At 41.9% G+C, this 14,284-nt stretch carries 13 protein-coding genes, 1 tRNA gene and 1 pseudogene; all 15 read left to right on the forward strand.

Features of this window, described 5'->3' with window-relative positions:
* Positions 1-150 precede the first annotated feature (150 nt).
* The 15 genes and pseudogenes from J0654_RS11710 (at position 151) to J0654_RS11770 (ending at position 14,198) form a co-directional block, all read left to right on the forward strand.
* Positions 151-1,413 (forward strand): NAD(P)/FAD-dependent oxidoreductase, encoded by a 1,263-nt coding sequence (locus tag J0654_RS11710; protein WP_207029163.1) that lies wholly within the window; start codon positions 151-153, stop codon positions 1,411-1,413.
* Positions 1,414-1,506: 93 nt separating this feature from the next.
* Positions 1,507-1,632: a hypothetical protein gene (locus J0654_RS18370; RefSeq protein ID WP_262897166.1), complete on the forward strand. Its 126-nt coding sequence runs from the start codon at positions 1,507-1,509 to the stop codon at positions 1,630-1,632.
* A 378-nt stretch (positions 1,633-2,010) separates the two neighbouring features.
* Positions 2,011-2,688, forward strand: a complete 678-nt coding sequence (locus J0654_RS11715) for a DUF2202 domain-containing protein (RefSeq protein WP_237685968.1) — start codon at positions 2,011-2,013, stop codon at positions 2,686-2,688.
* A gap of 225 nt (positions 2,689-2,913) precedes the next feature.
* Complete coding sequence (locus tag J0654_RS11720; RefSeq protein WP_207029165.1) at positions 2,914-4,218, forward strand: TolC family protein; 1,305 nt, start codon at positions 2,914-2,916, stop codon at positions 4,216-4,218.
* A gap of 7 nt (positions 4,219-4,225) precedes the next feature.
* A complete protein-coding gene (locus J0654_RS11725; RefSeq protein WP_207029167.1) occupies positions 4,226-5,314 on the forward strand; it encodes an efflux RND transporter periplasmic adaptor subunit in 1,089 nt (362 codons plus the stop codon).
* 16 nt (positions 5,315-5,330) lie between these two features.
* Entirely contained in the window at positions 5,331-8,525 is a 3,195-nt protein-coding gene (locus J0654_RS11730) for an efflux RND transporter permease subunit (protein WP_207029169.1), read from the forward strand.
* 1 nt (position 8,526) lies between these two features.
* The gene (locus J0654_RS11735) at positions 8,527-8,832 is read left to right on the forward strand and encodes a hypothetical protein (RefSeq protein ID WP_207029171.1); all 306 of its coding nucleotides are present in this window, start codon (positions 8,527-8,529) and stop codon (positions 8,830-8,832) included.
* 9 nt (positions 8,833-8,841) lie between these two features.
* Positions 8,842-9,045 carry a YgaP family membrane protein gene (locus J0654_RS11740; RefSeq protein ID WP_207029173.1) on the forward strand — a complete coding sequence of 68 codons (204 nt, stop codon included), beginning with the start codon at positions 8,842-8,844 and terminating at the stop codon, positions 9,043-9,045.
* Positions 9,046-9,117: 72 nt separating this feature from the next.
* Positions 9,118-9,675 carry a YeeE/YedE family protein gene (locus J0654_RS11745; RefSeq protein ID WP_207029175.1) on the forward strand — a complete coding sequence of 186 codons (558 nt, stop codon included), beginning with the start codon at positions 9,118-9,120 and terminating at the stop codon, positions 9,673-9,675.
* The gene (locus tag J0654_RS11750; protein WP_207029177.1) at positions 9,672-10,085 is read left to right on the forward strand and encodes a YeeE/YedE family protein; all 414 of its coding nucleotides are present in this window, start codon (positions 9,672-9,674) and stop codon (positions 10,083-10,085) included. The genes J0654_RS11745 and J0654_RS11750 overlap by 4 nt, the downstream gene beginning before the upstream one ends.
* Before the next feature lie 102 nt (positions 10,086-10,187).
* Positions 10,188-10,598, forward strand: a complete 411-nt coding sequence (locus tag J0654_RS11755; protein WP_207029179.1) for a response regulator — start codon at positions 10,188-10,190, stop codon at positions 10,596-10,598.
* A 107-nt stretch (positions 10,599-10,705) separates the two neighbouring features.
* Positions 10,706-10,777, forward strand: a tRNA-Arg gene (locus tag J0654_RS11760).
* Positions 10,778-10,811: 34 nt separating this feature from the next.
* A pseudogene (locus J0654_RS18435) lies at positions 10,812-10,934 on the forward strand (hypothetical protein); the annotation flags it as partial.
* A gap of 791 nt (positions 10,935-11,725) precedes the next feature.
* A complete protein-coding gene (locus J0654_RS11765) occupies positions 11,726-12,667 on the forward strand; it encodes a transporter (protein WP_237685969.1) in 942 nt (313 codons plus the stop codon).
* Positions 12,657-14,198 (forward strand): vanadium-dependent haloperoxidase, encoded by a 1,542-nt coding sequence (locus tag J0654_RS11770; protein ID WP_207029183.1) that lies wholly within the window; start codon positions 12,657-12,659, stop codon positions 14,196-14,198. The genes J0654_RS11765 and J0654_RS11770 overlap by 11 nt, the downstream gene beginning before the upstream one ends.
* The last annotated feature ends 86 nt before the right edge of the window (positions 14,199-14,284 follow it).

A 14,284-nucleotide genomic window follows, 5' to 3' on the forward strand; every position in this document is an offset into this window, starting at 1 on the left:
GAAGCCGCTCTATTAAGAGCGGCTTTTTTTATTGCTAATTGATGATATCCATGTTAAAAAGCCTTCAAATTGTCAATCATGTAACTTTTGTTACAATATTTTATGACATTCCTCAATATTTTACCGAGAATTGAATTTAATTGAACAAACATGAAGTCACATTATCAGATTTTAATAATTGGAGGAGGAACAGCCGGTATTATGACAGCTGGCCAATTGTTGAGGAAAAACAAAAAGCTGGATATAGCTATAATAGAACCCTCCGAAACACATTATTATCAACCAGCATGGACCCTTGTCGGAGCCGGAACCTATGATTTTGAAAAAACGAAAAAGCCCATGGCCGATGTAATGCCCAAAGAGGTGGATTGGATCAAGGACAAGGCTGCTGTATTTGATCCAGATAAAAATACGGTTTCTACCGAAAGTAGTGGTGATATTACCTATGATTATTTGGTAGTGGCTACTGGGTTGGTCATGGAACCTAGTATGATCAAAGGACTTCCAGAGGCTTTGGAAAAGGGAGTGGCCTGCAGCAACTATATCGATCCAGAGTTTACATGGGAGACCATAAGAAACTTTAAAAAAGGAAATGCACTCTTTACCCAGCCCACAACGCCTATTAAGTGTGGTGGTGCACCACAGAAAATCGCCTATTTAGCAGCGGACTATTTCAGAAAACATGGACTCAAAGACAGTGCAAACGTGATTTTTGCCACTCCGGGATCTGTGATTTTTGGTGTAAAGGAGATTCGTGAAACCTTGAACAAGGTCATCGATCGTTATGGCATTCACTTTAAACCATTTTATGCTCCCAAAGAAATTGATATTGAAAACAGAATAGTACACTTTAGTCATACAGCTCCCGAGGAGAACAGGTGTATTATAAATGAAGATAATGAACTGGGCGAGAAAATGATCGGGGATGTGGATATCCAAGTTCCGTTTGATATGTTGCACATTGCCCCTCCACAGGCAGCACCAAAATTTGTTCGCGAATCAGTTTTGTCCAACGAGGCGGGCTGGTTGGATGTTGACCATTACTCCATGCAGCACAATAAGTATGCAAACATTTTTGGTTTGGGCGACGTAGCCGCTCTCCCCACGGCAAAAACGGGAGCGGCGGTTCGTAAGCAAGTGCCCATTGTGGTTGACAATATTATGAGTTTGATCCAAGGGAAAACTGTTGAGAACCATTCCTATAATGGGTATTCCTCTTGCCCTTTGGTTACAGGATATGGCAAAATGACTTTGGCAGAATTCGATTATAACAACAATTTTATACCAGACCCAAAACTCAAGCGCATGCTGGTATTTAACAGTGCCAAAGAACACTGGAGGCTTTGGATGTTGAAAAAGTACGGATTGCCATATTTGTACTGGAACAAAATGATGAAAGGCAAGAACGTTTAACAGCTAACCCATGGCAAATCGTATTCCTGAGGAATATCATGTTTTGACGCATGTTTTCCGATTAAATTTGATTCAAGTAAAAACCAATACATTTTGAAAGCACTGAATATTCCTTTGGTAGTTTGGGAGAACGGTATCTGGATGATAGGATTGTTCGCCCTCGTGGTCATCATACTTATTGTAGCAGTTTTGGCCATGATGAACAGTGGTAAAAAGTAAACACTAGCCGCAGATAAGAGATGGATTTAATACGGAGATAGTTTTTTTGTGTTAGATCCATCTTGTTTGTGACTTTAGTAGCCTAATAAAATAGCCTTCAAGCTTATTTTTGATGCACTAATTGTTGCCTATGGGAACCGAAATTCTCGCTCGGATTCAATTCCCAAATACAGCTGATTCAACCCATTAACGGAATTTAGAAGGAATATTCAATATGGCCCCCTTCAACAAAATTGTTGTGGATTATAAACCAACTCAAACCTAAAGACCCTGAATTAGCGGGGTCTTTTTTGTTAATGTTTTGTTGAAAGTAATGGGTATGGTAACCATTGTTACAGAGTTTATTACGGTTAATGGTGATTTTTATGGGAAAAAGCTATGAAATTACTTGTGAAAAGAATTGGTTACGTTTTTATGATGGTGTTGTTTGTATCTGTGATGATTTTTGGTTGTTCGGATTCAAATGATGACCCAATCGACCAGCGGATTGAGAACAGTTTAGATGATGACGATGCCAATGATGATGTTTCCGACGACGTTTCTACTCTTACGGTGGATGATGAAGATGCATTGTTGTTTATGCTGGAAGAGGAGAAATTGGCCAGGGACACCTATAAGTTTTTGAACGAATACTGGGGCATGGTCCAATTTGAGAACATTATGCAAAGTGAACAATCCCATATGGATGCCGTGGAAACCTTATTGGTTGCCTACGATATTGAATATGACATATTGGAAGATGGCGTGTTCGAGAATGAGGACCTCCAGAACTGGTACGACACATTTGTTCAAGATGGAATAGTTGATGAGGTAGCGGCGCTAACGGTAGGTGCTACCATTGAAGATTTGGACATTGTTGACCTGGAAGAACATATAAAGGCCACCTCCAATACAGACATTGCAGATGTGTTTTCAAGTTTGCAGTGTGGTTCTCGAAACCACTTGAGAAGTTTTGTTCAGAGCATCGAAAACCTTGGGGAGACCTATACCCCACAATTTCTTACCCAAGAAGAATATGAGACAATTTTGGATGGTTCGCACGAACAGTGCAATTGAATCCGATAGCATATTACAATAATCAAAGTCTATTTTGCCGTATCGAGGGCTACATGATATAAATGCTTAAGCCCTGATTTTCATCATTGTTCAATACCTCAATACAGATTTATTTTGTAAAGATTTCTCTGTATTGAGGTTTTCTTTTATGCAATTTGCTCAGTAACACAGGTTACTGTGAGGGTATATTAACAAATCTATTTTTGGCACAAATTAATTAGGTATATGAAACGATTGTTTGTTTTAATAATATTCTTTTATACACAGGCACAGATATTTGCCCAAGATCATGTAAAGATTTCTTTACAGGATGTCTTGATGAGGGTACAAGAGTCCAACGCAAGTATAAAGGTGTCGGAGCAAGAGGCCAAGATGGCCAAATACGACTATAGGTTCTCCAACTCCATCTTTTTGCCACAGATCTCTGTTTCACATACAGGAATGGCAACAACAAACCCTTTGATGGCCTTCGGTTCCAAACTCAACCAAGAGATTCTGACCCAGGCAGACTTCAATCCTGATTTGTTGAACGATCCCGATCAGATCGAGAACTATGCCACAAAAGTTTCCGTGGAACAGCCTTTGATCAATTTGGATGGGTTTTATCAGCGTAAAGCTGCCAAAACCACTATGGAGGCCAAAGAGCTTCAAGCCATGCGAACTAGGGACTATCTTGATTTTGAAGCACAGAAAGCCTATGGACAATTGCAATTGGCACATAGAGCAGTGTCGGTACTTCAAAAAGCATACGATGCCGCAAATGCAAACTTGAACATGGCACAAAACAGCTTTGATCAAGGATTGCTTCAAAAAGCGGATTTGTTGGAAGTGAAAGTTCGGGTTACCGAGGTTTCCGATCAATTGAAAACAGCCAAGAGCAATGTGAAAAACGCATCGGACTATTTGGCTTTTTTAATGAACGAACAGGGAGATGTGGTTTACGAACCAACCGAAGATTTAGTACCGGATAATCTTGGTGGAACAGTAGAAGGTTCCCTGGAAAACAGAGCGGATGTAAAAGCCATGGATTTGGTTTCTGAGGCCTACAAAGCCAATATGCGAGCCGATAATATGACCTTTTTACCAAGACTCAATGCATTTGCCAGTTACGAAATGTACGATGATCAGATCTTTCAGGCCGATGCAAAAGGATACATTATTGGGGCAAGTTTAAGCTGGGATGTTTTTAAAGGTTCTCAACGATTTGCCAAAGCAGGAAAGAGCAAAACAAGTTATGAAAAAGCGAAACAAGAATACGAACAGTACATTGCCAAAAGTACTATGGAGCTACAACGCACCAAACGGATGGTCGAAGATGCGAAAAGCAGGCTCCAGACCTCAAAATTGGCTATGGAGCAATCTGAAGAATCACTGAGGATTCGTACCAACCGATTTAAGGAAGGCTTGGAAAAAACAACCGATTTATTAATGGCCGAAGCTACCTATGCCGAAAAGCAATTGGCATATTATCAAACCATTTTTGAATACAATCAAGCACAATCCTTACTAACATTTTTAACCAAAGAATAATTGCAAGATGAAAAACACTACGATATATAAAAGCTTCATAATAACCATATCCTTGGGATTGGTCCTAATGGGATGTGGCAGTGACGAAAAACAGACTGCGGACAACAGGGAAGCAGTTCCGGTAACCGTTGCCGATGTAGATATGGGCGATAGTTCCACCATTTTGGCAGGAAGTGGTCAAATAAAAGCCGTGAACAGTGCCACATTGAGCACTCGAATGATGGGCTATGTAGAGTCCCTGCCTGTAAAAATTGGTCAAAAAGTAAATAAAGGGGATTTGCTGATCTCTATCAACAATGTAGACCTACGAGCCAAAAAAGCACAAGTGGAAGCATCCATTACCGAGGCACAGGTGGCTTTTAACAATGCCAAGAAAGATTATGAAAGGTTCCAGAACCTTTTCAATGAAAACAGTGCTTCACAAAAGGAGTTGGATGATATGACTGCTCGCTACGAAATGGCAAAGGCCAGATTGGAAGCTGCGAACCAAATGAAGAACGAGGTAAACTCCCAATTTGCCTATGCGAATATTAGATCACCCTTCAGTGGGGTTGTGACCAATACTTACATTGATGAGGGTGATATGGCCAACCCTGGTGTTCCATTGGTGTCCGTAGAGTCACCTAGTGGATTTGAGGTAGTGGCCAAAGTAGCTGAGAACAACATCTCTGGTGTAGCGGTGGGAACCAAAGCCCACATTATGGTAAAGGCATTGGATACCACGATTACAGGTAAAGTATCAGAATTAAGTGTTTCGGCACAGCACACGGGTGGACAATATTTGATGAAGGTTTTATTGGACAAAACAGAAGCCAATATTTTGTCAGGCATGTATGCAACCGTTAGGCTGGAGGCAGATGATCAAGGCAATGGCAAAACAGTTGTTACCATTCCGTCCAAAGCCTTGGTGCATAAAGGTCAGCTAACAGGTGTGTACACTCTAGGACAGGATAATGTTGCCCTTTTACGCTGGTTGCGATTGGGCGAGAATTATGGAGAAGAAGTAGAAGTATTGTCCGGCTTGTCCAAAGGAGATCAGTATATCGTTTCAGCCGAAGGAAAGCTTTACAACGGAGCCAAAGTAACCATTCAATAACCTAAAAAAGGTACTAATGAAAGACGGACTTGCAGGAAAAATAGCCAAAGGGTTTATGGGTTCCAAACTTACGGTACTCCTTATGATCGTATTTATGGTCATAGGGGTGTACAGTTCTTTTCTTATCCCAAGGGAAGAGGAGCCTCAGATAGATGTGCCCATGGCAGATTTGTTTGTGGGGTACCCTGGTGCCAGCCCAACGGAGGTGGAATCCAGGATTACCAAACCACTGGAAAAAATAATATCGAACATTAAAGGCGTGGAGTATGTGTACACCACTTCTATGCAAGAGCAGGGAATGGCCATTGTACAATTCTATGTAGGTGAGGATATCGAAAGATCTTTGGTGCGTTTGTACGATGAAATCAACAAACACATGGATCAAATGCCGGAAGGTGTTACCATGCCCTTGGTAAAAACCCGTGCCATTGATGATGTGCCCATGCTTGCTCTTACGCTTTGGAGTGATGAATACGATGATTTTCAATTAAGAAGGATTTCTGGTGAATTGATCAACGAGATCGAAAAGGTAAACGGAGTCTCGATCACCAAAAAAATCGGAGGACGAAACCGTCAGCTAAGGGTTGTCGTGGACAAGGATAAAATGGCCGAATCCGGAATCGATATGTTGGCCGTGGCCCAAATGATCAAGGCCAACAACCAGCAGATGGATGCCGGTAATTTTCTTTCCAATGATACGGAGTTCCACATCAGTACAGGCAACTTTTTGGAAACAAAAGAAGATCTCGAAAACCTGATTGTGGGCACCAAACAGGGTCAGCCCATTTACTTGAAACAAGTGGCAACGGTTTTGGATGGTCCGGAACTTCCTAAAAACTATGTTTCCCTTGGATTTGGTGCTGCTAGCGAAAAAGCGGAAACCTATAAATCGGAATATCCAGCTGTAACCATTTCCATCGCCAAAAGAAAAGGAGCAGATGCCATGAAGATTGCGGATGTGGTGTTGGAAAAAGTAGATCATCTCAAATCAACTCTTATTCCAGATGAAGTAAAGGTCGAGGTAACCCGAAACTACGGGCAAACCGCATCGCAAAAAGTATCGGAGTTATTGATGCACTTGATCGGTGCGATCATCGCCGTGACTTTTGTGGTAATGTTGGCCATGGGATGGAGAGGTGGATTGGTAGTGTTCCTATCTGTACCGATCACATTTGCATTGACCTTGCTTAGTTATTATATGCTCGATTACACTTTGAACCGGATTACTTTGTTTGCATTGGTTTTTGTAACGGGTATCGTGGTGGACGACTCCATCATCATCGCGGAGAACATGCACCGCCACTTTAAGATGAAACGCTTGCCGTTCAAAGACGCAGCGATTTACGCTATTAATGAAGTAGGGAACCCGACCATTTTGGCCACCTTTACGGTTATTGCATCCGTATTGCCCATGGCATTTGTATCCGGTTTGATGGGACCCTATATGTCGCCCATGCCGATTGGTGCTTCAATTGCCATGTTGTTGTCGTTGTTCGTCGCATTGACCATTACTCCTTATTTGGGATATATTTTCCTTAGGGAGAAGGATAAAAAGAAGAAAAAGGAAAAAGAAGCAGTCGAAATACAGGACACTTTTATTTACAAAGCCTATGCACGATTTGAACAGCCTTTAATAGAGAGTAAGAAAAAAAGATGGATGTTCTTGGGAATTACCTTCTTCTTGTTGATTGCTTCTGTGGCTATGTTCTTTACAAAATCGGTAGCGGTAAAAATGCTTCCTTTTGATAACAAAAATGAGTTCCAGGTAGTGATTGACCTTCCCGAAGGAACCACTTTGGAGCGGACTTCTGCAGTAACCAAGGAAATAGGGGCATATTTGTCCACGCGACCCGAAGTGGTCAACTATCAGAGTTATGTGGGCACATCCGCACCGATAACCTTCAATGGTTTGGTAAGGCACTACGATCTACGTGGCGGTAGCAATATGGCCGACATTCAGGTCAACCTTGTGGATAAGCACGATAGAAGCGTGCAGAGTCATGATATTGCCAAATTGTTCAGACCAAAAATCCAAGAGTTGGGTAAAAAGTACAATGCGAACATCAAGGTTGTTGAGGTGCCACCGGGACCTCCTGTATTGTCTACCATTGTTGCCGAAGTCTATGGCCCGGATTATGACAAACAAATAGAACTCGCCGATAAGATAAAGGGCATTTTGAACAACACCAACGATGTCGTGGATGTGGACTGGATGGTGGAGGATGATCAAGTGGAATATGATTTTGTGATCGACAAGGAAAAAGCCATGCTTTATGGAGTAACCCCACAACAGATTGTTCAAGTGATGGCCATGGCTTTCAGGGAAAGGCCCGTATCCCATATTTATCACGAAGATGCTTTTGACCAAATCGGAATTGTTTTGTCCATAAGTGAAAAGGACAAATCATCCTTGGATCAAATCAAACAATTGAAAATAACATCCCAACAAGGGAATATGGTATCTGTAGGAGACCTGGTTCAAGTAAAAGAGGGGACCAAGGCCAAGAGCATCTACAGAAAAAACCAGAAACGAGTGGTGTATGTCATGTCCGACATGGCCGGTGAACTCGAAAGCCCCGTGTACGCCATTTTGGGTATGACCGATAAGTTGGACCAATTGGAGCTTCCAAAAGGATATTCCATTAATGAACTCTATATGGAACAGCCTCAATTTGAAGATGACTATACCGTAAAATGGGATGGGGAATGGCAGATAACCCTTGAAGTGTTCCGAGATTTGGGAATTGCCTTTTTGGGTGTTATCGTGATCATATACATGCTTATTGTAGGCTGGTTCCAGAACTTTAAGGCACCTATGGTGATGATGGTGGCCATACCATTGTCGTTGATCGGCATTGTGCTGGGGCATTGGTTGCTCGGAGCCTTCTTTACCGCGACTTCTTTTATCGGTATGATTGCCTTGGCAGGTATTATGGTGCGGAACTCGGTATTGTTGATTGACTTTGTCAATTTGAGGTTAAAAGAAGACATTCCTTTAAAACAAGCCGTGATCGAAGCGGGTGCAGTGCGTACCACGCCCATTTTATTGACTGCGGGGACCGTGGTTATCGGAGCTTTTGTGATTTTGTTCGACCCTATTTTCCAGGGGTTGGCCATATCACTTATGGGAGGAACCATTGTGTCCACTGTTTTGACACTATTGGTAGTCCCATTGGTTTATTATATGATTGAACGTAAAAATTACAACTAACATGAAAATGATCATTGTTACCACAGTTGAGGAATATAAAAGCGAGGTCTTTAAGTTGTTTAAAAAGGCCGGCGTTGAAAGCTTTAGTGAATCCGATATTGATGGCTACAAAAGTGCTGCGCCACTAATGTACACAAGCAGTTGGTTTCCCAGTGAAAAGGGAGGAGCGGCATCAAATATGTTTTTCTCCTTCACCGAAGAAGAAAAAGTAACCGAATTGTTTGCACTGATCAAGCAATTCAATACAGAAAGTGAAACAACAAACCCTATTAGGGCAGTAGAAATTCCAATTCAAAGAACCGTATAAAAATCAAAGATGAGAAATAGAATTGTAAGAGGAGTGGCAGGCACTTTTATCCTGATAAGTTTAGCTTTAGCTATTTATGTGAATATCAACTGGTTATGGTTTACCGCTTTTGTCGGGGCCAATCTTTTGCAGTCATCGTTGACCAAGTGGTGTTTACTGGAAGATATCTTGAAAAAATTTGGTATTTCAGATTCTGAAAAAAATAGTGCTTAATACCATGTTTTGGGTTTTATTATTAAGGGATTTTACTTATTTTGAAGGATAATAATTAATTAAAACAAACAAATGATTTATCAACCTTGGCCCTGGTATGTCGCAGGGCCGCTTATTGCCATTTTGATGGCAATACTGATCCTAATGGGAAAAAAGTTCGGCATGTCCTCAAATCTTGAAACCTTCTGTTCTATTGGTGGTGCGGGCAAATTCGTCGATTATTTTAAAATGGATGTCAAATCCAAGCGTTGGAACCTTTTTGTGGTTCTTGGCTCAGCAATTGGTGGTTTTATCGCCGCTCATTATCTGACGCCAAACCAAGCTGTGGATATTTCACCAAAAACTGTGGAAAGTTTACAGGAACTTGGCTTTGAAAGTGCGGGTACCGCCTATTTACCGACTGAACTGTTCAGTATGGAGGCGTTATCCGAACCCAAGGTCTGGATTATCCTGTTGGCAGCCGGATTCTTGGTTGGATTCGGTACACGCTATGCATCGGGTTGTACCTCGGGGCATGCTATTTCCGGACTGAGTAATTTGCAGAAACCATCACTGATCGCCGTAATCGGATTCTTTATCGGGGGACTTGTCATGGTTCATTTGTTGTACCCTATAATTTTTGGATCATGAAGAATTTGACATTTATTGCCATAGGCACATTTTTTGGAATTGTTCTCTACAAATCGGAGGCAGCATCTTGGTTTCGGATTTATGAAATGTTCAAATTCGACTCATTCCATATGTACGGTATCATTGGTTCCGCATTGATTTTAGGAATCATCTTTGTACAATTGATCAAAAGATCAAAGACAAAATCCTTTTTTGGGGAAGAAATCAAGATTGCAGACAAAGAACCTTCATTTACCAGATACATCCTTGGAGGAACCATATTTGGTTTAGGATGGGGATTGGCCGGATCTTGCCCTGGTCCCATCTATATTTTGACCGGTGCGGGCTATTGGCCTATATTGATCGTGCTTGTAGGATCATTGATCGGCGCCTTTGTATATGGTGCGGTCAGGGGTAAATTACCCCATTAGGGTTGACTTAACGGTATATTTGGGTCAAACAACGAAAATGAGTGGTCGGCTGGATAAAAGCTTATAGCTTTGATGGTCCCAATCTTACTAAATAGTCCCATTATGAAGCTTACCACGCTTATTATAGACGATGACCTGGTGTCCCAATTTGCGACACGATACTGTATACAACAATCCCATGGTGATTTTAACATAGTTACCTGTTCCAGTGGCGAAGAGGGAATTCAAGCCTGTTTTAGTTCAGTGGAGGAAAGCGACAGGTTACCGGATATTATTTTTTTAGACCTTGTGATGGACGGGATGAATGGTTGGGAATTCTTGGAAAATCTCAAAAATTTGTTCAAAGAGCACGAATTGCCAAGTGTATATGTGCTTTCGGCTTTTACCAATTCTTCGGACCGTGCCATTGCCAAGGATCATGGATTGATCGCCGGTTATGTGGATAAACCTTTATCACGGTCATATTTGGAGAAAATCCTAAAAAAAGAGGAAAAAAAGCGGACTGTTGGCTAATTGGGAAATCTCTTGGTAGGCTTTCACTTTGCCATGACTCTAATTTGATTCAAGCGCTTGCAATAAGTTTTTAAAAAAACTTATTTTTGCAATCCATTTATGTAGATGGCCCCGTAGTTCAATGGATAGAATAGAAGTTTCCTAAACTTTAGATGCAAGTTCGATTCTTGCCGGGGCTACTTTTTGACTTCCCAATGATTCAATGAATGGAATTCAAACAAGCAGCGTGTAAAAAGTTCTTCTATTCATGCCAAATCAATCAACCAATATCTTGATGAGTTCTATTCAGGTTTGTTCCATTCATTCCAAAGATTACGGAAAATACTCTCAGCCTAATAAAAACCAGATAATTTTTAGCTTAAAATTGAATTTTGGAGTTTTCACATCGGGTGTTTTCAATTCTATATAGGGCACCGTCCTGCTATTTGAATAAATTGCCTTTTTCACGGAAAAGAGGGTACAGCCCAGTAAAATCAAGGTGTTTTTCACGGAAAAGTGAAATGCACATTTGTGATTTGGACAAAACTTGCCTCGCTCAGTAGTATTAGTTAAAGGTAAGATTTGGGGCTTGCAGCGCGAAACTAGGTTTCGCTCGCTTTAAATTGAGTTTTATAATAAGTTAATAATAAAAAATGCCAGAGTTTTTATTCGATTTTTTCCCAATAACTGATTTATCGTCCATAGCGTAAAGTCATCAAATGAGCACGGATAAACTGTTTGGAACTTGTGAGATACTAAGTATGAGAACCGGAATGAATAAGGAGAACTATTTTAAATCCATTTGTAAGTTCAAAACAATTTTAAAAAAAATCCTATTATAGCCATATTAGTAGAAGAAAAAGGAATTGCTGTATTCAGATGTATGTACTGAACCAAAGAATTAATTTATTTCTAAGCATCTTTTATCGCTCTTAACCTTTTTTATTCTTGGTTAACTTTCGTTGTCTTTTCCTTAATGTTATCATGTTTTCAATACTTCTATTTTAGCCGCCGACCGCCAATAATATGACATTTGTCATAAAAAGGCCTTTGTATTGACAACCAATAAATAAATTATGACTCCAAATGAATATCCGGGGAAATACCCCGGCCAGCTCTCCCGTGTGAATGAGAGAAAATGGCAATCGATGGTACTACTGTTACTGGGCCTTGTTTTCATTCCCAGAGCAATGAACGCACAGACTCCATCCGACGCCTTGATGATGCGATCAAAAAACATATGTGTCCTGTTTTCCTATGATATGGGCACTTTTGATAGGTATTGGGAAGGTTCTTATCTACGGTCGAACGAAACCATTGCCACTGTGGATAGGAACACTGTGCTTCCCATGGCCGCTATCGGTATTTTTGATGACCTTAACTTTTATATCAGCTTACCCTACGTTAAAACGGAGTCCTCCATACCCAATGGAGGAAAATTTGCCGGGGCCCGTGGATTTCAGGATATAGGGTTCGCACTAAAATACAGGGCCGTACATACGGATTTGGGCACGGGAAAATTCACTGCACTGGCAACGGCCGGGTTTTCGACCCCGTTTACCAATTACCTCTCCGATTACAGGCCCTATAGTATCGGCTCGGGAGCACCTGAGTTTTCCTTACGGGCCATAGGACAGTATGAGCATAGTAGCCAATTCTATTTACGGGCATCGATTGCCCATTTGTGGCGTGGCTATACCGAGGCGGAACGTGACTATTATTACAACAACGGAAGCTATTATACCGCTTGGATGGATGTTCCCAACGCATGGACTTACGAGGCCATTTTTGGTAAGTGGCTCTTTGATACCTCCTTAAAGCTGGAATTGAGCTATACCACGCTGAATTCCACCAGTGGGGACGACATTCGTGCCTATAATGCTGCCCAGCCCACCAATAAGGTGGAATTCGACCGTGTGGGGTTCGCAGCCCAATATTACCTAAAATCAGTAAAGGGGTTGGGATTTGTGGCCTACCACAATAGAGTGGTCAATGGGAGGAACGTTCCCAAGTTCAGCAATACCGGTATTGGGCTTACCTACCAATTCAATGTAATTAAGAAACAAACAGATACTACCGATGGACAATAAAATATTTACCTTGTTTATGGCCCTGGGCCTTTTGTTATTGACTTCTTGTGAGAAGGATCTCCCAAAGTACACCCCCTATGAAGGATATGCGTATTCCGAACTTGATGTCGATGGCGGGAACTGGATTCCTGTACTTGAAGAATCAGGAGCATCCATAGAGGTGCCTGTTCCCGACGCCACGGATTCCGAAACCTATCTAAATGAATTGGAAGAGCTGAAGCAAGCAATGTCAGACATTACTTCCGACCAAAAAAGGGCCATAACCTATTGGACCAACAATCCTGCGGTCCGCTGGAACGAGATTGCTTTGGAATTGATCGCTAAATACAACATCATACCGGGACCCAATGCAGATGCAAGCTATACGTTGCCCAATCCTGCGAATCCAGAAGGTCCGCCGGCCTTTCCCTTTGCACACCCTCCCTATGCCTGTAGGGCATTGGCCTATATGTCGGTGGCCCAGTTTGACGGTCTTATATCCGCCTGGCACCATAAATACCAATATAATAGGGCTGCACCTTATGTCTTGGATGGAGATATCGACTATGCTTATGAAGAAAATGATATCCCCTCATATCCTTCGGATGGTGCCGTGATCGCTAGGGCATCCAAAAATATTTTAACGGCAATGTTTCCACTGGAGGCTGATTATCTTCAGCAAATGGAAGATGAGCATCTGGAAAGCCTACTGCTTTCAGGTGGCAATGTTATGAGCGATATAACTGCAGGAACAACAATTGGGGATGCCGTTGCCGAAACAGCTTTGACCCGGGCCTCCAATGACGGTATGAAGGATGCACAAACTCCAAAGGCAGTATCAGACTCCATTAAACAAGCGGCATATGATCGGTTTGGTTGGGCATGGGACAATTTGGAGATACCTGAACGACCTGTTGGATTAACGCCCTTGTTCAGTCAAGTTACGATGTGGAGCATTGACGACGTGGAAAGTGTAAGACCGGTTCCGCCCCCTGCGCTGGATTCCCAAGAATTTTTGGACGATGTGGAAGTATTAAAGGACTATGCACAAAACATGACCGACGAAAAAAGAAGGTTGGCCAATTTTTGGCAAGATGGCCTAGGCACCTATACGCCTCCTGGCCATTGGAACCGAATAGCCAATGAATTTATCGTGCAGTATCGCTTAAACCCCTTGCAGACGACTCGTACCCTTGCTTATATGAATATGGCCATCATGGATTCGGGCATTAGTTGTTGGGATGCCAAATATTATTATCATTACCCTAGGCCAATCCAAATGATCGATGGATTCGAGACAATTGCAGGAACACCAAACTTTCCAAGCTATACATCTGGACATAGTGTGTTCTCTGCCGCTGCATCGGAAGTTTTGGCCTATATCTTTCCAGAAGAAGCGGAACAGATGAGAGCTTGGGCCGAAGAAGCTGCCATCTCCAGGGTCTACGGTGGTATCCATTGGAGCTTTGATGCAACAGTTGGGACGGATCAAGGCAGAGAAGTTGCTCAATACACCTTGAACAGGGCAAGGGCGGATGGGGCCGATAACTAGTTTCAATTTTGATTAAAAGCCTAGGTTTATTTGGGATTTGATACTTCCGTCCGGTTTTTAGACAAATTGACAAAACCTGCGAGATT

It is taken from the genome of Flagellimonas profundi, assembly GCF_017313275.1.
Taxonomy (GTDB): domain Bacteria; phylum Bacteroidota; class Bacteroidia; order Flavobacteriales; family Flavobacteriaceae; genus Flagellimonas; species Flagellimonas profundi.

Bases quoted from the DNA above. Each gene is read 5' to 3' on its own strand.
- J0654_RS11710 (WP_207029163.1), top strand. From the start codon at position 151: ATGAAGTCACATTATCAGATTTTAATAATTGGAGGAGGAACAGCCGGT.
- J0654_RS11715 (WP_237685968.1), top strand. From the start codon at position 2,011: ATGAAATTACTTGTGAAAAGAATTGGTTACGTTTTTATGATGGTGTTG.
- J0654_RS11720 (WP_207029165.1), top strand. From the start codon at position 2,914: ATGAAACGATTGTTTGTTTTAATAATATTCTTTTATACACAGGCACAG.
- J0654_RS11725 (WP_207029167.1), top strand. From the start codon at position 4,226: ATGAAAAACACTACGATATATAAAAGCTTCATAATAACCATATCCTTG.
- J0654_RS11730 (WP_207029169.1), top strand. From the start codon at position 5,331: ATGAAAGACGGACTTGCAGGAAAAATAGCCAAAGGGTTTATGGGTTCC.
- J0654_RS11735 (WP_207029171.1), top strand. From the start codon at position 8,527: ATGAAAATGATCATTGTTACCACAGTTGAGGAATATAAAAGCGAGGTC.
- J0654_RS11740 (WP_207029173.1), top strand. From the start codon at position 8,842: ATGAGAAATAGAATTGTAAGAGGAGTGGCAGGCACTTTTATCCTGATA.
- J0654_RS11745 (WP_207029175.1), top strand. From the start codon at position 9,118: ATGATTTATCAACCTTGGCCCTGGTATGTCGCAGGGCCGCTTATTGCC.
- J0654_RS11750 (WP_207029177.1), top strand. From the start codon at position 9,672: ATGAAGAATTTGACATTTATTGCCATAGGCACATTTTTTGGAATTGTT.
- J0654_RS11755 (WP_207029179.1), top strand. From the start codon at position 10,188: ATGAAGCTTACCACGCTTATTATAGACGATGACCTGGTGTCCCAATTT.
- J0654_RS11765 (WP_237685969.1), top strand. From the start codon at position 11,726: ATGGTACTACTGTTACTGGGCCTTGTTTTCATTCCCAGAGCAATGAAC.
- J0654_RS11770 (WP_207029183.1), top strand. From the start codon at position 12,657: ATGGACAATAAAATATTTACCTTGTTTATGGCCCTGGGCCTTTTGTTA.